The 23,219-nt window shown below is 58.3% G+C and carries 23 protein-coding genes; 15 read left to right on the plus strand and 8 right to left on the minus strand.

Annotated elements, in window-relative coordinates:
- Positions 1-16: 16 nt before the first annotated feature.
- Positions 17-631 carry a DNA-3-methyladenine glycosylase I gene (locus Mag101_RS13520; RefSeq protein WP_077406033.1) on the plus strand — a complete coding sequence of 205 codons (615 nt, stop codon included), beginning with the start codon at positions 17-19 and terminating at the stop codon, positions 629-631.
- Here Mag101_RS13520 and Mag101_RS13525 read toward each other — a convergent pair.
- The 3 genes from Mag101_RS13525 to Mag101_RS13535 all read right to left on the minus strand — a co-directional run bounded on the left by Mag101_RS13525 (position 620) and on the right by Mag101_RS13535 (position 2,886).
- Positions 620-1,183 (minus strand): hypothetical protein, encoded by a 564-nt coding sequence (locus Mag101_RS13525; protein WP_077406036.1) that lies wholly within the window; start codon positions 1,181-1,183, stop codon positions 620-622. The genes Mag101_RS13520 and Mag101_RS13525 overlap by 12 nt on opposite strands.
- Before the next feature lie 133 nt (positions 1,184-1,316).
- Positions 1,317-2,075: a serine O-acetyltransferase gene (gene cysE / locus Mag101_RS13530; RefSeq protein WP_077408336.1), complete on the minus strand. Its 759-nt coding sequence runs from the start codon at positions 2,073-2,075 to the stop codon at positions 1,317-1,319.
- 82 nt (positions 2,076-2,157) lie between these two features.
- Entirely contained in the window at positions 2,158-2,886 is a 729-nt protein-coding gene (locus Mag101_RS13535; protein ID WP_077406039.1) for a M15 family metallopeptidase, read from the minus strand.
- Between the two features lie 516 nt (positions 2,887-3,402).
- On the opposite strand from Mag101_RS13535, the gene Mag101_RS13540 reads away from it, so the two are divergent.
- From Mag101_RS13540 to Mag101_RS13555, 4 genes are all read left to right on the plus strand, one after another.
- Positions 3,403-3,687 carry a TfoX/Sxy family protein gene (locus tag Mag101_RS13540; RefSeq protein ID WP_077406042.1) on the plus strand — a complete coding sequence of 95 codons (285 nt, stop codon included), beginning with the start codon at positions 3,403-3,405 and terminating at the stop codon, positions 3,685-3,687.
- A gap of 214 nt (positions 3,688-3,901) precedes the next feature.
- Positions 3,902-4,789 carry a protease HtpX gene (gene htpX / locus Mag101_RS13545; RefSeq protein WP_077406045.1) on the plus strand — a complete coding sequence of 296 codons (888 nt, stop codon included), beginning with the start codon at positions 3,902-3,904 and terminating at the stop codon, positions 4,787-4,789.
- A 91-nt stretch (positions 4,790-4,880) separates the two neighbouring features.
- Entirely contained in the window at positions 4,881-5,942 is a 1,062-nt protein-coding gene (locus tag Mag101_RS13550) for a S1C family serine protease (RefSeq protein WP_077406048.1), read from the plus strand.
- 238 nt (positions 5,943-6,180) lie between these two features.
- Complete coding sequence (locus Mag101_RS13555; protein WP_077406051.1) at positions 6,181-6,525, plus strand: Rieske (2Fe-2S) protein; 345 nt, start codon at positions 6,181-6,183, stop codon at positions 6,523-6,525.
- On the opposite strand, the gene sfsA is transcribed toward Mag101_RS13555, so the two are convergent.
- On the minus strand, positions 6,526-7,233 hold the full coding sequence (gene sfsA / locus Mag101_RS13560; protein ID WP_077406055.1) for a DNA/RNA nuclease SfsA: 708 nt from the start codon (positions 7,231-7,233) through the stop codon (positions 6,526-6,528).
- A 299-nt stretch (positions 7,234-7,532) separates the two neighbouring features.
- Between sfsA and dksA the strand changes: the two genes are divergently transcribed.
- The 10 genes from dksA to Mag101_RS13605 all read left to right on the plus strand — a co-directional run bounded on the left by dksA (position 7,533) and on the right by Mag101_RS13605 (position 19,204).
- Complete coding sequence (dksA, locus tag Mag101_RS13565; RefSeq protein ID WP_010130962.1) at positions 7,533-7,970, plus strand: RNA polymerase-binding protein DksA; 438 nt, start codon at positions 7,533-7,535, stop codon at positions 7,968-7,970.
- 69 nt (positions 7,971-8,039) lie between these two features.
- Entirely contained in the window at positions 8,040-8,936 is an 897-nt protein-coding gene (gene gluQRS, locus Mag101_RS13570) for a tRNA glutamyl-Q(34) synthetase GluQRS (protein WP_077406058.1), read from the plus strand.
- Positions 8,937-9,067: 131 nt separating this feature from the next.
- Positions 9,068-9,244: a hypothetical protein gene (locus tag Mag101_RS18020; RefSeq protein WP_010130964.1), complete on the plus strand. Its 177-nt coding sequence runs from the start codon at positions 9,068-9,070 to the stop codon at positions 9,242-9,244.
- Positions 9,234-12,206 (plus strand): ATP-binding protein, encoded by a 2,973-nt coding sequence (locus Mag101_RS13575; protein ID WP_077406061.1) that lies wholly within the window; start codon positions 9,234-9,236, stop codon positions 12,204-12,206. The genes Mag101_RS18020 and Mag101_RS13575 overlap by 11 nt, the downstream gene beginning before the upstream one ends.
- A 166-nt stretch (positions 12,207-12,372) precedes the next feature.
- Entirely contained in the window at positions 12,373-13,767 is a 1,395-nt protein-coding gene (locus tag Mag101_RS13580; protein WP_077406064.1) for a sigma-54-dependent transcriptional regulator, read from the plus strand.
- A 951-nt stretch (positions 13,768-14,718) separates the two neighbouring features.
- A complete protein-coding gene (pcnB, locus tag Mag101_RS13585; RefSeq protein ID WP_077406067.1) occupies positions 14,719-16,194 on the plus strand; it encodes a polynucleotide adenylyltransferase PcnB in 1,476 nt (491 codons plus the stop codon).
- 13 nt (positions 16,195-16,207) lie between these two features.
- The gene (folK, locus tag Mag101_RS13590) at positions 16,208-16,684 is read left to right on the plus strand and encodes a 2-amino-4-hydroxy-6-hydroxymethyldihydropteridine diphosphokinase (protein ID WP_232325029.1); all 477 of its coding nucleotides are present in this window, start codon (positions 16,208-16,210) and stop codon (positions 16,682-16,684) included.
- A gap of 27 nt (positions 16,685-16,711) precedes the next feature.
- Complete coding sequence (locus Mag101_RS13595) at positions 16,712-17,431, plus strand: deoxynucleoside kinase (RefSeq protein WP_077406073.1); 720 nt, start codon at positions 16,712-16,714, stop codon at positions 17,429-17,431.
- Between the two features lie 88 nt (positions 17,432-17,519).
- Positions 17,520-18,335: a 3-methyl-2-oxobutanoate hydroxymethyltransferase gene (panB, locus tag Mag101_RS13600; RefSeq protein WP_077406076.1), complete on the plus strand. Its 816-nt coding sequence runs from the start codon at positions 17,520-17,522 to the stop codon at positions 18,333-18,335.
- A gap of 53 nt (positions 18,336-18,388) precedes the next feature.
- On the plus strand, positions 18,389-19,204 hold the full coding sequence (locus Mag101_RS13605) for an acyl-CoA thioesterase (protein WP_077406082.1): 816 nt from the start codon (positions 18,389-18,391) through the stop codon (positions 19,202-19,204).
- A gap of 27 nt (positions 19,205-19,231) precedes the next feature.
- Here Mag101_RS13605 and Mag101_RS13610 read toward each other — a convergent pair whose 3' ends face one another.
- The 4 genes from Mag101_RS13610 to bamC all read right to left on the minus strand — a co-directional run bounded on the left by Mag101_RS13610 (position 19,232) and on the right by bamC (position 23,176).
- Positions 19,232-20,200, minus strand: a complete 969-nt coding sequence (locus Mag101_RS13610; protein WP_077406086.1) for a zinc transporter ZntB — start codon at positions 20,198-20,200, stop codon at positions 19,232-19,234.
- 14 nt (positions 20,201-20,214) lie between these two features.
- Positions 20,215-21,078 (minus strand): D-hexose-6-phosphate mutarotase, encoded by an 864-nt coding sequence (locus tag Mag101_RS13615; RefSeq protein WP_077406089.1) that lies wholly within the window; start codon positions 21,076-21,078, stop codon positions 20,215-20,217.
- Positions 21,079-21,162: 84 nt separating this feature from the next.
- Positions 21,163-21,996 (minus strand): MBL fold metallo-hydrolase, encoded by an 834-nt coding sequence (locus Mag101_RS13620; protein WP_077406092.1) that lies wholly within the window; start codon positions 21,994-21,996, stop codon positions 21,163-21,165.
- Between the two features lie 16 nt (positions 21,997-22,012).
- Positions 22,013-23,176: an outer membrane protein assembly factor BamC gene (gene bamC, locus Mag101_RS13625; protein ID WP_077406095.1), complete on the minus strand. Its 1,164-nt coding sequence runs from the start codon at positions 23,174-23,176 to the stop codon at positions 22,013-22,015.
- Positions 23,177-23,219: the final 43 nt, after the last annotated feature.

Below are 23,219 nucleotides of genomic sequence, written 5' to 3' on the forward strand. Positions count from 1 at the left end.
TAGCAGGAGCTCACCGATGGCAAACACAATCGCAGGACCCGATGGCAAACCGCGCTGCGGCTGGTGCGCCGCCACCGATGATTTCTTTCCCTATCACGATAACGAATGGGGATTTCCGGTCGATGACGATCAGCGCCTGTTTGAAAAAATTTGCCTGGAGGGGTTTCAGTCCGGCCTGAGCTGGCGAACGATTCTCGCCAAGCGGGAAAACTTCCGCGCTGCCTTCAAACAGTTCGATTTCGACAAGGTGGCGAAATTTGTCGAGAAAGATATAGAGCGGCTGCTGCAGGATGCAGGCATAGTGCGGCACCGTGGCAAAATCGAAGCGGTGATCAACAATGCCCAGCGGGCTAAGGAGATGGTGCGCGAGGAGGGGTCACTGGCCGCTTACTTCTGGGGGTTCGAGCCTGAGGAGATCCCGGGCGCAGTTCCGCAGAGTGTCTCCACATCGGAAGTCTCCAAGACCATCTCCAAAGACCTGAAAAAGCGCGGCTGGAAATTCGTGGGTCCGACGACCGTCTACGCATTTATGCAGGCCATGGGGCTGATCAATGACCACGCCACAGATTGCGTAACGCGCAAGGCCGTGGACAGGGCCAGAAAGCAATTTAAACGGCCATCAGTCCGGTAATTTGAACGAGGCCTTACCGGTAATATGGCTCCCCAACTTCCAGTCAGGCACCCTCACCTGAACTGGCGGGGGAGCTTGTTGTTCACTCGCCTCGATCAGGTTGCCGACGGCCGGTTTCAGACTCAGGTGGCTCACGGGCACCTGCACCGGCTCTACTTTGCTCCGCTCGTGATCCTTGAGCAGGTTACCCTCCATCGGCGCAAGCGATAAGGCACCCTCCGCCTGCGTCACGGCCGGCGTAGACTGCACCGCCGGCGCTGGTGCCACCGGGACCTCCTCTGCGGGGCGCGGGGCCGCTGTAGTTTCCGCTTCGGGGGCCGCTTCGTTTTTAACCGACGATAGCGCTCCCTGACGTGCCAGTGTGGCCCGCAACTGCTCCGCCTGCGCCAGGCTCAAGCCTTTCTTAATCGCCAGAGGGCGGCCATTGAACAGTTTCTCTACAGTCTCCGGGCCAGCCTTGAACAGGCGTGCCATATTGGCTTTCACATCGGCGGCGGTGTAACCGGGCTCCAGATCGCCGCGAAAAATTACGCTGTAAGTAGATTGACTCATAACACGTTCTCGATAGTATCGCCGCCTATAACCGGCTGCGTATTTTTTATTCTTGTTGGCGTTTTTGTTCTAGTTTTTCGCTCTTAACACCAGCACCCTACGTTGGCGTATCTGGCGGCAAAATTCAATGGATTTAGTCGTCAGAGTCCAGTGTCTGATCCATGGTATAGGCCGGGGTAGCCGCACACTTGCCGGCGACAACCCGCGCAGGTACTCCAGCAACGGTGGAATGATTCGGCACGTCACGTAGCACCAGGCTGCCCGCTGCTATCTTGACGCCTTCGCCGATGCGCACCGGGCCTAATACCTTGGCACCCGCACCGATCATCACACCGCGGCCAATTTTCGGGTGACGATCACCGCCGCCGCTGCCACTGCCACCCAGGGTCACCGAGTGCAAAATAGAAACGTCATCTTCCACGATGGTGGTTTCCCCCACCACCAGGCCGGTCGCGTGATCGATCATGATGCCGCAGCCAAAATGCGCTGCCGGATGAATGTCCGTGGCAAACTGCTCGGAGACCTGGCTCTGAAAATACAGCGCCAGCGTGCGGCGCCCCTCGCTCCACAGCCAATGGGCAATACGGTGGGACTGCAAGGCGTGGAAGCCCTTGAAGTAAAGAAACGGCATGATGTATTGATCACAGGCGGGATCTCGATCGTACCAGGCACAGATGTCTGCCTGCATGCTGAGAGAAATCGCCGGGTCATCTGCCAACGCCGCGGCAATCACTTCCTGCAAGGCTGTCGCTGTCAAGGCGGCATGATCGAGCACGGAAGCGAGCTGATAGGCAAGCGCACTGTCGATGGAGTCATGGCGCAGCACCGTATTATGGAAATAGCTGGCCAAGACCGGCTCACCCGAAGCGGACGCAGCAGCCTCTGCCCGCATCTCGGCCCAGATATCCCGTTGTTTCAATTCAGTGACGGTAATAACACAAGCTCCTGTACTGGTGCATATTTCAAATAAGCTTTTATAGTCTGGTCATATTCGTTGGGTATACAGACTCAGGCACCGCGATAAAGCGCGCATAGATTTGCGGCATCTGCGCACAAATCTCCGCACTTAATGCCAGCGACTGATCTTGCGGGCAACTGTTCACCTGCTCAACCAGCGCCTGTTCACTCAGCAGATCCTGAAACTCGCGTGCGCGCGGCGCATAACTCAGGTGCCATCGTTCCGGCGCCACCCCCCCGCGATCCTCACTGTAGGGGCGAAACAGACCATAGCTTTCGCCAGCCGCAATACGCGCATCCAGCCAGCAGTGAAAGGGACCAAACATTCCATCGTCCGCCACCTCTTCCGAGGTCAACTGTACCTGATACCCGTCGGGCAATGCCGCCGCATCAATTACGTCGAAATCGGTACCCCAGTGGTGGCGCGATGCGCCTGGCAAAGCAGACCAGCGCAATATAGCGAATAGAATTTCCTCGGGCGACATGCGCGCCACATCCATAGGCCTGCCCAAACTGTCCAATACTGGACGCGCACCTGCGGCCTTCGCATTCCAGATGCGACGCTGGCGCTCAAAGTCACGAAAACCCGAGACCACCTTCGGTTCAAATCCTGCGTCCCGTGCGTCCCGACGCAGCTGATCAAATGCCACCAGGGCCTCGGGGTGCATCAGTTGCCCGGAGATCGGCTCGAGTATCACGTGTGCATCGGTGCGCCCGAAAACCATGTCCCTTATCAATTTGTGCATGGCAAACTTTTCTCCTCAAAGCCCACAGGCACCAGCTCTAATACTACATCTGGTCGTGCCATACAGAACCAAAGATCTGCAAAATAGCTATTTGCGGACTAGTCTTTTTCTGCAAAGGGCAAAACCAATGCGCGACGCCATCTATAGAACCTCTAAGTAGAACCTCTAAGTTTTCTGGCGATACCTATAGATAGATGCAGCGAAAGACAGATATTACCTGACGAAATGCCGACGACGGTTAAGTGGCTCGACAAATTTGCGTTTTCCACAAATTTTGTCTGGCTGCCCCCAGTGTCAGCCAGAATCGCCCTTCCAACGCCGATACACGGCCCAGGGGCACGGTTTGGCCTTTTATTTTTTTGTGCTATGTTGGGCGACCGTTGTATTCGACTCGGGATTGGGTCGAATCTGGTAGCCATAGGTAAGCCGTCCAAAGAAGTACGGTGAAAGAAGTGCGGTAAATGATGCGCCGCGGCAATGGCTACCGCACTGTCTAACAGTTCAGGGAAGAATGTTATGCACCCAAGTCAGTCAGAGTTGTTAAAACTGAAAAACCTGGGCCTCGCCTCCGTCAATATTCTGCACTCCATCGGCATTCGCACTCAGGATGACCTCCATCGCGTAGGTCCCGCTGAAGCCTTTGCCAGTATCCGCGGCCGCGGTATCAACGCCTCTCGCGTACTACTTTACGCGCTACAGGGCGCCCTGCTCGATGTTCACTGGAACGAACTCGACCCGGACCTCAAGGCCAACCTGGTGACGGAAGCCGAGCAAATACTGGCGCGCAAAGATCGCGCCTGACCTACCCTTCACGGGCTTCAACACAACACCATCCGCTTGATAACCGGCCTGACCTAACGGCAAGTCGCGCACTTGTAATTGGCGCTCGCCGACCCTATCTAACCCTCGGATTAACTTCGAAATACGCCGCCTCAACCCGCGCAGGAACCAGCCGGTGGGGGCAGTGCTCTAACCTTATTATTATTCGATCTATTTTCACCCTGCGGAGAACACAATGCTGCGAATAGGGCTTTTCCTGCTAACCAACCTGGCTGTCATGGTATTGGTCGGCATCATCTTTAACCTGTTCGGGATTCAGGGCATTCTCGATGCCAATGGCGTCAACCTGAATCTACCCGGTCTGCTGACGATGTGTGCCATTTTCGGTATTGGCGGCTCATTAATCTCGCTGCTGCTGTCGAAAACCATCGCGCGCAGGACAACTCGCACCCAGATCATCGAACAGCCGCAAACGGCCGACGAGCGCTGGCTGGTAGAAACAGTCCGCGAGCTGTCGCAGAAAGCCGGCATCGGTATGCCAGATGTGGGGATCTTCCCCATGCCGCAGGCTAACGCCTTTGCCACCGGCTGGAATCGCAACAGCGCCCTGGTGGCAGTAAGTGCCGGGTTACTGCAACGTTTTAATCGCGATGAAGCGCGCGCGGTGATTGGCCACGAGATTGGCCACGTCGCCAACGGCGATATGATCACCCTGGCCCTAATCCAGGGCGTGGTAAACACCTTTGTAATGTTCTTTGCGCGCCTCGTGGGCTTCTTTGTGGACCGCGTCGTGATGCGCAATGAGCAGGGGCTGGGAATTGGCTACTACATCACATCGATTGTGATGGATATCGTCTTCGGCTTCTTTGCCATGATGGTTGTCGCCTGGTTCAGCCGCCGCCGTGAATACCGTGCCGACGAGGCCGGGGCGCATCTGGCAAGCCCGCAGGCGATGATTGCGGCCCTGGCGCGTATCAAGGCGGAATCGGAAGCCGGGCGTGAGGAACCGCTGCCAGCCAACATGAAGGCCTTCGGTATCTACGGCAACAGCATGGCTGCACTAATGGCGAGCCATCCCCCTCTTGAGGATCGGATCCTGGCGCTGCAAAATTCTGCTCGATAACCGCAATTGTCGGCGAGGAGCCCCACCCGGGACTCCTCGTCACTCTACCCTGCGGTAGCCAACTTTTTTGACGCAGGAAACCCGCCCAACCATGCGCCTGATCAGATACTTTTCTCGACTGCTTCTCACTACCGTACTGACCACCCTTGCCTTCGCGGCCAGTGCAGAATCTCGCCCACCGCAATTTGCCACCGACGACGAAACCAACACCATGCAGGTGTTCAATTTCGCCAGTCCCTCGGTGGTGTACGTCACCAATGAAGCTCTGGTGCGCGATCGCTGGAGCCTGCGCCTGCACACCGTGCCGAAAGGCGCCGGCAGTGGCTTTATCTGGGACGAGCACGGCCACGTGGTGACCAATTTTCACGTGATCGAAAAAGCCCGCAAGATCACTATTACCCTGCAGGATCGCAGCGAGTGGCCAGCACAGCTGGTGGGGTCGGCGCCGGAGAAAGATCTGGCTGTGCTGAAAATCAATGCGCCACGGGAACGACTCAAGCCACTGGTACCCGGCGAATCCTCCAGCCTCTCGGTGGGGCGCAAGGTACTAGCTATCGGCAACCCCTTTGGTCTGGATACCACCCTGACTACCGGTGTGGTGAGCGCACTGGGGCGTGAAATCGATGCCGCAGGCAACCGCACCATCCGCAACGTGATCCAGACCGACGCGGCGATTAACCCAGGCAACTCCGGCGGCCCTCTGCTCGACAGCAGCGGGCGGCTTATCGGGGTGAATACCGCAATTTACAGCCCCAGTGGCGCCAGCGTGGGTATCGGGTTCGCGATTCCGGTGGATACGGTGAAAAAGATTGTTCCGGAGCTGATCGCCCACGGCCGTTTGGTGCGACCAATTCTGGGGATTGAATCGGCCCCGGACCAGTGGGCGAACCGCTACGATTTTGAGGGCGTGGCTGTCCTGCGCACCGCGCCGGGCTTGCCCGCCGAGAAAGCCGGGCTGCGCGGCGTTTACCGCGGCAGTCGCGGTGGCTGGCAACTGGGCGATGTGATTGTGGGTATCGATGGTCGACCGATCAGCAATTACGACGACCTGATGAATGTACTGGAAGACCGCCGACCCGGGGACCGGGTACAGGTGGAGTACCTGCGCGAGGGGGAGGCGTACCAGACTTCGCTGGTACTCGCTGCACCCTAACGCATATGTAATTTAACTTCGCCCGCTACTTAAGTGGCGGCGCCGCTACCGGGGTGCGCCTGGTGAGACACGCCGTAAACCCATCCCTAGGGGCTCTTCGAAAAAGTCCCTTTTTTCGAAGGTCTCACCAGGCGCACCCCGGTATCGACACCTTCGCCCCAGACTTTAAGTAGTAGCTCGAGCCAATAATTCGTTAAACTGCCCGCCGAACCTTTTTACTACAGCGCTGTAATTTTCCATGCAAAAACATTTCCTCTGCGGCTACGAAGACCTCAACGAAGGTGATTCCAAAGGCTTTTCCCTGGGCGACAAAAGCGCAGGCATGAACAATGTATTTGCGGTGAAAAAAGACGGCGAAGTGTACGCGTATAAAAATGTCTGCCCCCACCGGGGCATCAATTTGGAGTGGCAGCCGGATCAATTTCTGGATTCGGAAAAAGCTCTGATCCAATGCGCTTCCCATGGCGCCCTGTTCGAGATACGCACCGGCGAGTGTATTGCCGGCCCCTGTGCCGGCGACGCACTGACACCGGTGCCTGTCGAGTACGCGCAGGATGGGCTCTACGTGTTGCTGGCAGACTAACTACTGCGCAGGTAGAAACGGCACCGGCTCGATCAGGCAGATTTCTTCTGCATCAAGTTTGGCTCGGTAAGCGATCACTTCCACACCACTCTTTAGCGCCTGCGTAAGGGCCTCGGCATAGGCAGGGTCGATGTCGGCCGCGGCTTCCACCGTGGCAATCTGGTCGTGCTGCACACAGTAAAATAGCACCGCGCGCACGCCGGATTTCGCGAGTTTTTCCAGTTCACGCAGGTGCTTGGTACCGCGGGTACTCACCGCATCGGGAAACATACCGCGCGCGCCCTCGGCGAGGGTGACGTTTTTTACTTCGACGTAACAGGCGCCCGCATCCCCTTCCAGCAGAATATCGATGCGACTGTTTTCTTCGCCGTATTTCACTTCGCGGCGCAGGGCGTCATAACCCTGCAACTCAACGACAACACCACTGGTAATCGCTTCTTCCACAAGGTGGTTTGCACGGCCGGTATTCACACCGGCTTTCGCGCCCTCTGGCGTGGTGGTAATTTCCAGGGTATGACGATATTTGCGCTTGGGATTTCCGGAATCGGAATACCAGCAGGGGGTATTTTCTTCCCAACAGTTCTTCATCGATCCGGTATTGGGGCAGTGGATGGTCATAATTTCGCCACCCGGCAAAGCAACATCCGCTAAAAATCGTTTGTAGCGGCGCAGGAGTTTCCCCTCGATCAAGGCAGGACTCAGTTTCACGCGGTCTTCTCAATAAATCGTTTAAAAATACAACACTAGTTGATGCAAGCGCCAACTTGTTGAAAAAATGGCCGCCAGAATACACCAATCAAGTCATCCTTTGTGGGAGGATCATCGCTAGAGGGCAGGTCCGGCAACATTTTGTGGCGCAGTCGTGTGAGATTTGATAGTTTCCTCGCCTTGGCTGCTGCCGCAGCCGTTGGATACAGCCTGCGGTCCAGGCTTCGCGCCTGCTAGGCTTGAATTTGGTTGTAATGCCCCTATAAAGAAGGGCCCGTATTACGAGAGAGGCAATGACTATGCCCAATACTGCTGCGAAATCCGATTCTCTGCACGGCTTTGAGCCCTATCAGGAACAGAAGGGCGAGGAGTACATGAATGAGAAGCAGCAGGAGCATTTCCGCAAACTGCTGCTGGCCTGGAAAGCCGAACTGATGGCAGAGGTGGATCGCACCGTAACGCACATGAAAGATGAAGCTGCCAACTTTCCGGACCCGGCCGATCGCGCCAGCCAGGAAGAAGAGTTCAGCCTGGAACTGCGCACCCGCGACCGCGAGCGCAAACTGATCAAGAAAATCGACTCCACTCTGGAGCTGATTGATCAGGAAGACTACGGCTTCTGTGAAGCCTGTGGTGTCGAGATTGGTATCCGTCGTCTGGAAGCCCGTCCAACCGCAACCCTGTGTGTGGACTGCAAAACCCTGGCGGAGATCAAAGAGAAGCAAATCTCCGGTTGATCCCGCTCTCTGGGCGGCCGTATCCAGCGCCGCCCGGAATCTTCTCCTTACACTGAATATACCGCAACAGTGTCTTTACCTTCCGCATCTTACGCTTCTGCATCTTCGTCCTCTTCCGAGCACTACGTAGGCCGCTTCGCGCCCTCGCCCACCGGACCACTGCATTTTGGCTCTTTGGTATGTGCCCTCGGCAGCTATTTGGATGCCATTGCCCACGGTGGCCATTGGTTGATCCGCATGGAGGATCTGGATCCTCCGCGGGAAATGCCCGGTGCCGCGGAGCGCATTCTGCACTCGCTGCATGCCCACGGCCTGCACAGTCATTCGCCGGTGGTGTGGCAGAGCAAGCGTCACGACCTGTATCAGCAGGCTCTGCAGCAGCTGCGTGCGCAGGATCAGATCTACCCGTGCTCGTGCACGCGCGAACAGGTCCGCACGGCCGGAGGCCACAGCAAAGCCAATTGCGTCGGCGAGTCCGGAGCGCACTCACTGCGCTTTCTGTGCGCCGGCACCCGCGAAGGGTTTGCCGATATCTGGCAAGGCGCACAGCAGCAAGCCATTGATGAGGATCCTATCCTCAAGCGCAAAGACGGTCTCTACGCCTACCAACTGGCGGTGGTGGTCGACGATATCGCCCAGGGTGTAAACCATGTGGTACGCGGCGCAGACCTGCTGGACTGCACGGGTGTCCAGCGGTGCCTGTTCCGTGCGCTGGGGGCCGAACCGCCACAGTTTGGGCACCTGCCGCTGGTGATGAACGAAGCCGGGCAGAAACTGAGCAAGCAGAATCACGCCGCTCCGCTGGACGACACTAGAGCCTCATCAAACCTGGTTCAGGCTCTGGGTTTTCTCGGCCTGCGGCCTCCACAAGACCTCGCCGCGAACACCCCGGCGCATATCCTTGCCTGGGCTAGCGCGGCCTGGCAGCGCAAGGCGGTCGATCGCCACAATCGTCTGTTCGACTAATTCGCCAACAGCCACGCCGTTAAATAGTTGAACTCTGCCCCGGCAGCGCATTAACATTTCGCGCCAGTTTCTCCGTGTTCTAATTCCCCGTGTTCAAGCTGCTTCGCCACAGGGACCCCAACAGGCCTCCAATGAGCAACCGCACCCTGTTAATCCTGCTGGTACTAGTGGGCTACGTATTCAGCCCCACCGTATTCACCTGGATGATCAACCCCTCCGGCGCCTGGTATCGCCCGTTTATTCTCTGGTTCGTGCTGATCCTGCTGGCCATCTTTATTCAGCGGAGGCGCAAACCCGATGACCTTTGACATCGTCAATATTGCGCTGATTGGCGTCGCCTATATTTTCGCGCTGTTTTTTGTGGCCTTCGCGACTTCCAAGGGCTGGCTGTCCAGCAGTTGGGTGCGCCACCCATTTTTCTACGTGATGTCTCTGGGGGTCTCGCTCAGTGCCTGGACCTATTACGGCATCATCGATCTCGCCTGGCAGCACGGCTATGGGGTACTTGCCTATTACCTGGGTACTGGTGCCATGTTCCTGTTTGCGCCGTTCGCACTGGAGCCCCTGGCGCGGCTGGCACAGCGCTACCAGCTGACCTCACCTGCCGATTTGCTGGTATTCCGCTATCACAGCCGCGAAGCCGGCACCCTCGCCACCCTGTTTATGTTGCTGGGGCTGCTACCGCTCATCGCCCTGCAGATTCAGGCAGTGGCAGAAACCCTCGCACTGCTGTCCCGCGACAATGTGGCGGCGATGGCATTGCCCGATAGCGGCGTCACCAGTAAAGATCTCATCGCGTTTCTGTACTGTGTGTTGCTGGCGGTATTTACCAGTACCTACGGCGCTTCGCGGAAACGCCGCGCAGGCCTCGCCAGTGCCATGGCGCTGGAGTCCGTGGTCAAACTGGTCGCCTTGCTCGCGGTTGGCCTCTACGCGGTGTACGGCGTGTTCGGCAGCCTCGGCGATCTCGACAATTGGCTCGCGCAAAACAGCGATATGCAGCAGCTGCTGTACTCGCCAATCAAACAGGGCTCTTCCCACACCCTGCTGCTGGTATTTATCGCCACCGCAGTGGCCATGCCACATATTTTCTATCTGAGTATCGCGGACCGGCCTCCCACCGAGGGGTTGCGCACCGCCAGCTGGGGCTTCCCGCTGTTCATGCTGCTGATGGCGCTGCCAATCTTCCCGATTATGTGGGCGGGCTTTGCGCTGGATGTTACGGAGCCCGTGCAGTACTTCACCCTCGCAGTGCCCCGTGCCAGCGGCTCGGCGCTGCTGACCATTCTCGCCTTTATCGGCGGCCTGTCTGCGGCCACCGGCGCCCTGATCATGATCACCCTGGCACTGGCCACCATGGTGATGAATCACTGGCTGCTGCCCGGCACGCGCTGGCAATCCGATGACAACATGTACCGCCAGCTGCTGTGGCTGCGCCGGGCACTGGTAGCAGCGCTGTTTCTCGCGGGCTTCGCGTTTTACCTGCTGTTGAACAACCGGCTGTCGCTGTCGGACCTCGCGATCATTGCGTTTATCGCTTCACTGCAGTTTTTGCCGGGGATCTTCGCGGTTATCCACTGGCCGCAGGGCAACCGGCGCGGGTTTATCGGCGGGCTGCTGGCGGGAATGCTGGTGTGGGCCGGCGGGTTACTGTTGCCGGCTATGGTGGGTAACAGTGGCATTCGCATTGGCGACTTCCACATACCGCTGGGGATGGAGATCTGGCCACAGATCACCACCTTGACCCTGTCGGTAAACATGCTGCTGTTTGTATGCCTCTCCATCTTCACGCGCACCTCCAGTCTCGAGCGCTACGCTGCCGACCTGTGTAGTGACGATTCCATCAGTCAGGCACTGCGCCTGGAGCTGGATGTGCAATCCGCTGCGGAGTTTCGCCTGCGCTTATCCGAGAGCTTGGGCGCGGCCACCGCCAGTCAGGAAGTGAGCCGCGCATTGCGCCAGCTCAATCTGTCGGAAGAAGAGCGGCGCCCCTACGCGCTGCGCCAGCTACGCGACCGCCTGGAGGCCAACCTCTCCGGCCTGCTGGGGCGTGTACTGGCGGGCCAGATTCTCGACCGGCACGTGCCATTTGTTACCAGCGACCAACCTGCAAACAAAGACATCAACCTGATCGAGACCCGTCTCAGCCGCTATAAAAACCAGCTCACCGGCCTGGCCGCGGAGCTGAACAACCTGCGCCTCTATCATCGACAAATGCTGGAAGAGCTGCCCATGGCTGCCTGCTCTCTGGGACGCGACGGCGAGATACTGCTGTGGAACTACGCCATGGCAGAGCTCACCGGAATCAGCGCCAGCGAGGTAATCGGTTCCAAACCCGAGTACCTGCCGGAGCCATGGCGCAGCGAGCTGACCGAATTTGCCCGCTCCACCGATGACAGCCGCTTCAAACAGCAGGTGGATATCGATGGCACTAGCCACTGGTTGAATCTGCACAAGACACGACTCAAGCAGCGCGCCGGAAAATACGGCCGAGAGAACACACGTCGCGACAATCGCAGTGACGGACAAATGCTGCTGGTAGAGGACATTACGGAAACGCAGGTGCTGGAGCAGGAGCTGATGCACAGCGAACGTCTGGCTTCGGTTGGTCGTCTCGCCGCCGGGGTTGCCCATGAAGTTGGCAACCCGGTCACTGGCATCGCCTGCCTCGCACAGAATCTGCAGTTCGATTCGGAGAATCCGGAGGTACTGGAAACCGCAGACCAGATCCTCAGCCAGACCCAGCGCATTAGCCGGATTGTCCACTCGCTGGTGAGCTTCTCCCACAGCGGTAATCAGGACAGTGAAAAGGCGCCGGTGGACCTGCGCGCCTGCGTGGAAGAGGCGGTACAGCTGCTATCGCTGCAGCGGGACAAGACCGAGGTCACCTTCGCCAATGAGGTGCCCGCAGACCTGATCGCGCTCGGCGACAACCAGCGTCTGATTCAGGTATTTATCAACCTGCTGAGTAACGCGCGCGATGCCAGCCCCGATGGCGGCCATATCGAAGTCACCGGCTACACCCGTGCCGGGCAGGCCTGTGTCGCAGTGACCGACAACGGCCCGGGGATCTCACCGGCGCACCGGGAGCGGATTCTGGAACCCTTCTTCACCACCAAGGAACCCGGCGAGGGAACCGGTCTTGGCCTGGCAATGGTGTACAGCATTGTGGAAGAGCACGGTGGGCAGCTGGAACTGGTCAGTCCAGCCCACCCGGAAACCGGGCGCGGAGCGCGATTTATTGTGCAGATCCCACTGGCCGAACTCTGAGTCACCACCATAACCTGGGTTGACTGACGAGTTTATGACCAGTTTGTTACCTGCAGACATAGAAATTAGGGTGTTTTTTGATCACAAGCAGGGAGCTGGGTTGCATCGAAACGCTCAAAAGGTAAAACTTAGCGTCCCCTGAACACTTTGTAACCAGGCGTAACACATGAGCCACATTCTGATCGTTGAAGATGAAGCCATTATCCGCACGGCTCTGCGCAAGCTGCTGGAGCGGCACCGCTACAAGATCAGTGAAGCCGGCTCGGTCCGTGAGGCCACCACAAAATACCGCCTCGCGGATATGGACCTCATCATTTCCGACCTGCGCCTGCCCGGTGCACCCGGCACCGACCTGCTCAAGCTGGCTGGCGACGTGCCGGTACTGATCATGACCAGCTACGCCAGCCTGCGCTCTGCGGTTGACTCCATGCGCATGGGCGCCGCCGACTATATCGCCAAACCCTTCGATCACGACGAAATGCTCGCCACCGTGCGCCGTGTCATCGGCAAGGCGGAACAAAATCGCGCGGCCGGTGCCGCAGCAGCGGACAGCAAAGCCGAAGGGCGCGCCATATCCGGCATGATCGGTGACAGCCCGGTAATGCGCGATCTATACGCGCGTATTCACAAAGTGGCCCCCACCGACGCCACCGTACTGGTGCACGGTGAGACCGGTACCGGTAAAGAACTGGTCGCGCGAGCGATCCACGAAGAGAGCAAGCGCAACGGCAAACCGCTGATCTCGGTGAACTGTGCCGCCATTCCGGAAACCCTGATCGAAGCAGAGCTGTTTGGTCACGAGAAAGGCGCATTTACCGGCGCCCAAACCGCGCGCGAGGGTCTGATTGCGGCTGCCGATGGCGGCACCCTGTTCCTCGATGAAATCGGCGAATTACCTCTGGAAGCACAGGCACGACTGCTGCGCGTGTTGCAGGAAGGTGAGGTGCGTCCCATTGGCGCCATTGAGTCGCGCAAGGTCAACGTCCGCCTAGTCGCGGCAACCCACCGGAACCTGCGCCAGCTAGCAGCCGAACACAAGTTCCGGGAAGACTTGTATTACCGCATCAACGTGGTTCAGATGACCCTGCCGCCCCTGCGCGAGCGCGGCAAGGACGTACTGACCATTGCCGAGAACCTGCTGGAGAAATTCTGCGCCAAGGTCAGCCGTTCGATCTTGCGACTGTCACCGGAAGCGATTCAGGCGATCACCACCTACACCTGGCCCGGTAACGTGCGCGAACTGGAGAATGCCATTCAACGGGCGGTGATTCTTACCGAAGACAACGTCGAGATTGACCACCGCACCCTGGACATCGACCTGGACCTGGTGCCGATCGAAGAAGCGGACCCCGAGCGACGCCCACGTACCAGCCTGCGCGCCGACCCCCGCGAAGACCTGTCACTCGAGGATTACTTCGCCCGTTTCGTTCTGGAACACCAGGACACCATGAGTGAAACCGAATTGGCCAAAAAGCTCGGCGTGAGCCGCAAGTGCCTGTGGGAGCGACGTCAGAAACTCGGCATCCCCCGCAAGAAGGCCAAACGGCTGGCCGAAGCCTGATCTTTTTCAGCCCGCCCACACACACTAGAAAAGCCCGCGCACACCACGCGGGCTTTTTTGTTACCCCGTCCCAAGCAAAAAAACGTCTTTATTTTCAAACAGTTGGAAGGCTGCGGCGTACCAGCAGCGGAAGTGTGGGGGCAGCCGAGAGAAGGTGCGAATTGGTAACAGGTGAAAGTGTTACCCAGTTCCGCCCCTAAGTAACAACCACCGCACTATGCGTAACGGAAAGCGGGATTCCAGCGCCACAAAAAAGTTCCTCAAAAACCTAAGTTATTGATTTTTAATGATTTTTTAAAGTTGGCACGCTATCTGCTTTGTATAGGCTAAACAACAAGAACAGCCAAGAATAATAATAAATGACTGTTTAAGCCCTAATAACAACTGACAATAAGCGGGCGCAACACAATAAAAATAATAACGGGAAGATCGACAATAAAAGCCAAAGTGATCGAATCCGGAGCAAAATTTGAGCAATAAAAACAATAAAGCTCGCAATAACAATAAAAATAAACAATAAGTAATAAGAAACAATAATAAAAATAAACAATAAGAATAAAGACGAATAACAAGAACAATAACTTGTAGAAGACAACAAAAATAACGACAAGCACGTGACAAACTGACTGATTGTGCCTGGGAGAGGGTTTGCTGAATAGCAAATTGATAGCGCAAGGAAGCCGCTGCCTTCATACCGAATAAGAATAATTTCTTTCTTTTCTTTATTTCACTCGATGCACTTTGATGCTGGACCCCATTGGATTGGGCCCGGCAGCTGTGCATTGTGCTGTATGTGTTAGAATCCGCCTCCAAACCGTCTTCCGGGCCTGTAGCTGCCGGAGCAACCCCGGTTTATCTAGAGTACTTTTAAGCAACCGCTTCAGAGAAAGTACACCGATACAGATACAGCCGCCCCTGCATCAGTGGGCTGCGGACAAAACAGATAGCCGTATGTTCAATACCCTGATCAGCCGAATCAAGCGCTGGCACGACAAGTCGAAGTCCGCCGAAGGCGATTCCGCAGTGGAATCCAGCCGGCCAGACACCACCTCCACACGCGGCCCTCGCCCACCGAGCCCCGGGCGCAAGAAGTCCAAACGATCCAGCAACACCCGCACCGTGATTCCCCGCGGCGATCACTGCCTGTCCCGACGCGACGTGAGCCGCGCGGCACTGACGGTCATGAAACGCCTGCAGGAGGCCGGTTTTGAGGCTTATATCGTCGGCGGTGGTGTGCGTGACTTACTGCTGGGCGGCCACCCCAAGGACTTCGACGTCGCCACCGATGCCACCCCGGAGCAGGCCAAGCAGCTGTTTCGCGGGGCGCGCATCGTCGGGCGCCGCTTCCGTATCCTCCACGCCCGCATCGGCCGTGAAGTGATCGAAGTAACCACTTTCCGCGGCCATCACAGTGATGGAGAGGCCCACGAGGCGCAACAATCCGAACACGGCATGCTGTTGCGGGACAATGTCTACGGCGACCTGGAAAGCGATGCGGTACGCCGGGATTTCACCGTCAATGCGCTGTACTACACCATCAACGGTTTTGAGATTCACGACTATACCGGTGGTATCCAGGACATCGAGCAGCGCCTGATTCGCATGATCGGCGACCCTGCAACCCGCTATAAAGAGGACCCGGTGCGGATGCTGCGCGCAGTCCGCTTTGCCGCCAAACTGGATTTCGACATTGAACCGGGCACCGCTGCGCCACTGCGCGAGCTGGCACCGCTGCTGCGAAATATTGCCCCGGCCCGCCTGTTCGACGAAGTCCTCAAGCTGTTGATGAGCGGCAATGGCGAACGCACCTTCGAACTACTGCGCGAATACGAGCTGTGGCCCCACCTGTTCCCCGACAATGCGCGTATGCTCGAGAATCCGGAAGCCTTGGCGCTCACCCGCCAGGCCCTGCGCAACACCGATACCCGTATCCGTTCTGACCAACGCGTCACTCCCGCATTCCTTTACGCAGCGTTGTTGTGGCCCGCGGTAAACAGCGAACAGAACTTCCTGACCGAAAAAGGCATCCCTCCGGTGCCGGCCCTGGCGCAAGCCGCGCAAAAAATTACCAGTGCACAACTGGTTCACACGGCGATTCCCAAGCGTTTCTCCATGCCCATGCGGGAAATCTGGGACATGCAATCCCGCCTGCCGCGTCGCGGTGGCGAGCGCGCTTTCCGCCTGATGGAACACCCGCGTTTTCGCGCCGCGTACGACTTCCTGTTGCTGCGCGAAGACAGCGGCGAGATTCCTTCCGGGCTGGGTCAATGGTGGACTGAGTTCCAGCAACAGGACGAAGAGCAGCGTCTGCAAATGGTTCGTGACGTTCCCAGAAATGGGCCCCGCGGCAGTAAAAGCCGGGGCCGCCGCAACCGCGGCGGTCGCCGCAACCGCACCAACAAGGGCGGCGAAAGCCCGTCAAATTGAGCGGACTTCACCAGTGACTCGCTGTTATATTGGCCTCGGTAGCAACCTCGCGGACCCCGCCGGGCAGCTGCGCAGCGCGCTGGACGCCATGGCCGAAATCGCGCACACACAATTAGTCGAGAGCTCTCCGTTTTATACCAGCGCACCGGTAGGCCCCGGAGAGCAGCCAGATTATGTGAATGCCGTAGCGGCACTGGATACCGACCTGAGTCCGGAAGCGTTACTGGATGCGCTGCAGTCCATTGAGAACGTGCACGGTCGCGAACGCACGGTGCGCTGGGGAGCGCGTACGCTGGACCTGGACGTGTTGCTGTTTGGCAACCAGACCCTGGAGACCGACCGCCTGAGCGTGCCGCATCCGCGCATTCCAGAAAGAAATTTTGTGCTGGTTCCACTGGCCGATGTGGCCCCGGACCTCGTGATGCCCGATGGCACACCACTGCGTGCTCTGCTTGATCAGTGTCCAGCCAACCGGTTACACCGACTGTAACCGGGGAACCCCTAAGGAGTAACCTCGGTGAGTAATTTTCCCGCGCCCGACGTCCCCTCTTCCGACGATTACCGTGCCGAAAACCTTTCCCACGAGATCGATTTGAAAGGTCGGGACTTGCCGCGCTTTATTGCGGTAGAAGGCAATATTGGTGTGGGTAAAACCACCCTGGCGAAGCGTCTGGCGGCAACATTCAATTACGATACCCTGCTGGAGCTACCGGAAGACAACCCCTTCCTCGAGCGCTTCTACCGCGACCCAAAAAGCGCAGCCCTGCCCACACAGTTACATTTTTTGCTGCAACGCTCGCAGCAAATCCAGGCCCTGCGTCAGGACGATATGTTTAAACCGGTGCGGGTGGCGGATTTCCTGATCGAGAAAGACCATCTGTTTGCCGAGGTTACCCTCGACAGCGATGAACTACAGCTCTACCGTCAGGTATACCAGCACCTCACTCTCGAAGCCCCGAAACCGGACCTGGTGATCTACCTGCAGGCGCCGCTGAATGTATTACAGGAGCGCATTCACAAACGCGGTATCAGTGCAGAACGCAGCATCAGTAACGAGTATCTGAGCACGCTCAACGAGGCGTACACCAAGTTCTTCCACTATTACGATCAGGCGCCGCTGCTCATCGTCAACTGCGCAGAAATTGATATCGTCGATCAGCAGAATGACTATCAACAGCTGGTGGAATACCTGCTGAACGTAAAAAGCGGCCGGCATTACTACAATCCTGGAAAGTAACCCCTACAAGCCTCCACAGGCGTCTAGGTGACGCCACAGTACCATTAGAGAAGCCCGGGCCAATGCGCCCGCAAAGCGAGAACACAACATGCCCTACGGACCCCAAGAGCTGAGCAAGCCCGTTACGGTACAAACGCTGCGCAAGATGAAAGCCGACGGTGAAAAGTTTATCTGTGTCGCCCTCTACGACGCGCCCATGGCGGCGATGGCGCAGAGAACTGGCGTCGAAACGCTACTGATTGGCGACTCACTGGGCATGACCGTACTGGGATACGACAGCACTATCCCGGTGACCATGGAGCAGATGATCTATCACGTCGAGGCAGTAGCGCGGGGTAACAAGAAGTCCCTGATCATGGGCGACCTGCCCTTTATGACCTACGCCACCCCGGAGCAGGCTCTGACCAATGCCACCCGCATCATGCAGGCCGGTGCCCATATGGTGAAGATTGAGGGCGGTGCCTGGCTCGCACCGACGGTCAAAATGCTCACCGAACGCGGTATCCCGGTGTGTGCCCACCTGGGGCTTACCCCACAATCGGTACACAAGCTCGGCGGTTTCCGGGTACAGGGCCGCGACGACGAGCGCGCTGGTGAAATTCTCGATGACGCAGTACAACTGGACGAGGCTGGTGCAGACCTGCTGGTGCTCGAGTGTGTACCCACGGAGCTCGGCAAACGCATTACCGAAACCGTCACCATGCCCACCATTGGTATCGGCGCCGGCCCGCACACCGATGCCCAGGTGCTGGTGATCAACGACATTCTCGGCCTCACAGAAAAGCCACCGAAATTCTCCAAGAACTTTCTGGTGGAAGCCGGCGATATTCCCGGTGCGCTGCGTAAGTACGCCGAAGATGTGAAGGGCGGTATTTTCCCGGACGCCGACCACAGCTTTAGTTGAAGCGCACGCACTGGTTAGCGACCGGCACCACGAGAAATCACAGGACAAGCAGTATGGATTTCGAAACCACTTTGAATGTTGCACGCCGCGATGCGCCCGCGCAGATTCCGGCAGGCTGGAGCCAGGGGCGTGCTACCTTTGGCGGTATGGTGGCCGCGGTTCTGTACCAGCCGCTGGAATCGGCCCTGGAGCAGGCCTGTGGTGATACCGCGGCGCAAACATACCTGCGCTCACTAACCTTTTCTTTCGTTGCACCCGCAGCCGCTGGCCCACTGGACACATCGGTGCGCGTACTGCGTGCCGGGCGCTCGGCAGTACAACTGGAAGCCCATGCATCGCAGGGCGAACAGGTGACCACCGCCGTACTGGCGAGCTTTGGCAAGCCGCGCGAGTCTGCGGTTTCGGTCGGCACCGGCGCCGCACCAGAATTTCCCGCACCAGAGGCCTGTGAAGCTCTGCCCTATATCGAAGGGCTGGTCCCAGAGTTTACGCAACACTTCGAGTACCGGCTGGGCGAAGGCGCCATGCCATTTACCGGCAGTGATGAAGGGCGTATCGGCGGCTGGATTCGCTTCAAAAGCGACAACAGCGCCCACGTCAGCACCGGACACCTGCTCGCGCTGATCGACGCCTGGCCACCGGCGGTACTTTCGCTGGTCACCACCCTGTCCCCTGCCAGCACCCTCACCTGGACCGTGGAGCTCATGCCCGCAGCCCACGACCTCGAGGCAAACAGCAACGACTGGTGGCAGTACCTGGCGGAGGTGGAACAGGCGGAAGACGGCTATGCGGTAATTGGCGCGCGCCTGTGGGATGCGCGCGGCCGCCTGATTGCGCTGTCGCGGCAAACGGTAACAATCTTCGGCTGATTGCCAATGAGAGTTAACCAGCAGTGATTACAGCCACTTTTTCCAGCGGAAAGCCACTAGCTGCAGCACGACCGTAATCAGCAATAAAGCGCTGAAAATAATAAATGCCTGGGGGTTTTCCGAGCCGGGAATGCCCCCGACATTGACGCCCAGCAATCCGGTAAAAAAGCCCAGAGGTAAAAATACCGCGGCAATAATCGACAGCAAATACATACGATTGTTGAGCTGCTCGGAAATACGGCTGGCCAACTCTTCCTGGGTAACGGCAGCCCGGTCGCGGACCTCATCAAGATCCTCAATATGCCGCAACAGGCGGTCGCTTACCTCACGCAGTTGCATTTGATCGCGCTCACTTATCCACGACCGCCTCTCCGCCATCAAGTGGGTCAAGGCATCCCGTTGTGGGGTGAGATATCGGCGCAAGGTAATCGTTTGTTTACGTAACACCGCGAGATCCGACCTGAGGTTGGCACTGTCACCAGCGACAACCCGGTCTTCCAGGGCATCCATGGCATCTTCAAAGCTGTCCACCGTGTGCCCCATGTGCCACACCAGTAATCCAGCCAGTTCGAACAGTACCCCCGCACTCGTCGCCGGGCCGCGAGCGCGCTCTAGTTGCTCCCGCAAGTCCCTGATTGCTATCAGTGGGCGCTTGCGGGTAGTGATGATCCTCGACTCCTCCACCCACAGGCGTAGCGACACCATGTCTTCCTGTTCTGATTCGGGATCAAGATTGACCCCGCGCAGGGCAATCAGCAGCCCGTCGCCTACGGCGGTAGTCCGCGGCCGCGTCTCTTCTGTCAGCAGCGCCTCAGCCACCAGGGGGTCGAGCTGGGCGGCGTCGGATATCCACGAGCGCGCATGCGCATCAGAGTAATCCAAATGCACCCACAGGCAGCCCTGACCGGGCTCCCAGGCCTCAATCTCAGCCCAGGCTAAATTACGTGCGCCGCCCTTGCCATCCAGAAGGTATCCGTGAATCAATCCGTCGTTCATCAGCGCCTCCTGATTTAACGAGCAAGCTCCAGGTGGGCCCCAGTGGTCTCCCCGGCTGCTAGCTGCCAACTATTGGCAAAGGCGTTGCCGTGTTCCACACACACAAACCCCGCGTAATGAGGACCCACGTCAGCCATGGTGGCAGCCAGCTCAGCCCCTGGATTCCAGGTGATAACGGTGTGACAGTTTTCGCTGCGCGTATGAATAGGGCTCTGTGTAAGGATGGTCTGCTCAGCGGGCGCCTGTTCGAAAACCCGATCGACTTCGCCGGAGAAGTTCAGGTTGCCCTCCAGGCGGTCGCGTGAGAAACCCGTTGTCTTGTCCAGATATTCAACCCCAGACAACCCCTCGACCTGCACGGTATCGACGTTATCCACAGCGAAATAACTGTGCAGTGCCCAACTGTACTCCGCGGCAACGTCAGCGGTATTGGTCAGCTCAAGGTCGAACGTCAACGCCGCACCGAGCCCGATGGTGAGTGAACAGTGAAAGCTCGGCGCAAAGACTTCATCGCCAGGGTGGGAGAAAGACAGCCGTAACAGCACGCGGCCATCCTCGTGTTGCTCGTCGCTCTCCAGCGTCCAGGACTGGCCGCGCACTAGCCCGTGTTTGGGTTTGGAGGGGTCCGCGCGATTTTCGCCAAACCACGGCAGGCACACTGGCACACCACCGCGCACGGAGCTGCCGGGCGCAAACCGTGCCGCCGGGCTCAACCATAACAACGGCGCGCAATCACGGGCGGTAAACTCAAGAACCTGAGCGCCCTGCAGCGCAATCACTGCCCGGCATAACGCAGTCTCCACCAACAACAGGTCCAGGCCGGGCTTGCCGTAAAGTGCACCGCTATCGGTATAACTCAGGTAATTGGTTGCAACCACAGGGAAACTCCATCTTCAATTCGTTGCTGGCAATTTATTGCGGGACAAGCGCGGCGGGAATGCGCGGGATCTTGGCCGGGTGCCTTAGTCTATCGCTTCCGCGGGGGCGTTTGCCATTTGCAGGGAGTCCTGCGGTGCCGGTGCAACATCCGCCGAGCTGACCTGGAGCCAGTCGAACCCTTCCTGCTGACAGGCAAAAATACAGTTGGCCGCCTTGGCAGCAGCATCAGACAGCGCCTCACGCGCGAGCTCAAGGCTGTTGTTCTTTTCACTGATATGCGCCACGACGAGATGCTGCAGGTGATCGCTGCCGACCCGCTGCAGAAAACCTGCCGCCTGTTGATTACTCAGATGGCCGTAGGCACCGCCCACGCGACGCTTCAGCGAGGGAGGATAAGGCCCCTGCGCCAGCATTTGTGGGTCGTGGTTGGCTTCCAGCACCAGTGCGTCGCAGTCGCCAAAGTGGGACTCTACATGGGGGGTAATGGTGCCCAGGTCGGTGAGCAGGCCGAGACTGCTGCCACGGCTGCGAAACACAAACTGTGCGGCCTCGCGGGCATCGTGGGGGACCGCAACCGGAGTAACCTGAATATCCCCGATAACGAATGGCTGGTGCCCTTCGATCAGGTGTACCTGCGGCAAGCTGCCGATATCCCGTGCACGCAGGGTGCCCGGAGTCAGATATACCGGCAGGCGATACTTGCGTGCCAGCGGACCGACACCACCCATATGGTCGCTGTGTTCATGGGTTACGAGAATTGCGGAGAGGTCCGCGGGAGAGGCCCCGAGCCGCGCCATGCGCCGCTCGGTTTCCTTGATGGTGAAACCGCAGTCCACCAACAGGCAGTGATCACCACAGGCGACCAGAGTGCCATTGCCCTTACTACCACTACCTAGGGAGGCAAATCGGATCGCCATGTCGTTACCGTTTCCGTCAGATCAGGTTCTGGCGGATCGCCATCAGCAGCTCAGAAGCTTTAGCGCGAGACAACGGCTGGCCGCGGGTCGAACGCACGCGCACTTGCACGGATTCACCTACTTGGCGCATCACCACCAGGTACCCCGGGATATCTGACGCCGGCGCACCACCAACACCGGGGATGCCGGCAAACAATTGGGTGCTCGGGTCAACATTCGCCAATACCTGCTCCAGGCTGTAGCCATCGGCAGCCTGCGCGATCTTGTCTTCCCCTCTGCCGGAACGCCAGCTGGAGAACCAGCCTTCGTCTTCATCGGAAAGCTCACGGTCCGGGTCGAAGGTCACGTAGTAAACGCCCTGATCGGCATCTTCTTTGTGCAGGCGATAGGCACCGGTATTCAGCGCATGGGCAACGGTGGCGCGTGCACGGTTCATCGCCAGATCAAGAGCCACAAACGGCTCCTGACCAGCAGGCTCCATCACCTGAACCTTCACCTTGCCACCGCCGACGGCCTGCGCCACCAGGGAAGCGGAAGTGCCGGCAGCATCGGTGGCCAGCGCAGTGGACATCTCGTCGATCATCCAGCCCTCGCGCTCCGCGCTGCTGGACTGTGCCGGCCAAGCAACCGCCTCACTAGCGGGAGCGGACATCGGCGCGGACAGGTGACGCACGTGAATTTCTGTAGTGTCCGGTTGCACGCCAGACTCGACCTGCAAACGGTACTTGTCTTTGGTGTCCGGGCTTTCACCAAAGGTCAGCCAGGTGGTTTCCATGGTGCCGGAGCCCGCGTCGGACATCGCCAGCTGCAGGCCGGTAGTACGCAGGAAGTAATGCAGTTGCGGCCAGACTTCATCCGGCGGTTGATTCACCAGTACCCAGCGGCGGCTGCCCAGCTTCTGGATCTTCACCCGGTCCAGGCCCACATTGACGTTCAGGGCCTGAGGACGCGGGACGACAAATTCTCCGCGATCCACATCACCGGCGATGGTCGGCACTTCGTAAAGCTCTTCCTGGGGCTTCTCGGTGATGCCGGCGGGCATGCGTAGCGGGGGTAGGCTGTTGGCCATCTGGTAGTCGTCTCCGCGGTCGCGGAAATACCCATCATTGCCGAAAATACCACAGCCACTGAGAGTAGAAACCACAGCGCATAACAGCGCTCCGGTGGTCAATTTTGTCATTATTCGTACCTTGTCGAATCAGTCGCGATCGCGTTTTATCCAG

The organism is Microbulbifer agarilyticus (assembly GCF_001999945.1).
Classification (GTDB): Bacteria; Pseudomonadota; Gammaproteobacteria; order Pseudomonadales; family Cellvibrionaceae; genus Microbulbifer; species Microbulbifer agarilyticus_A.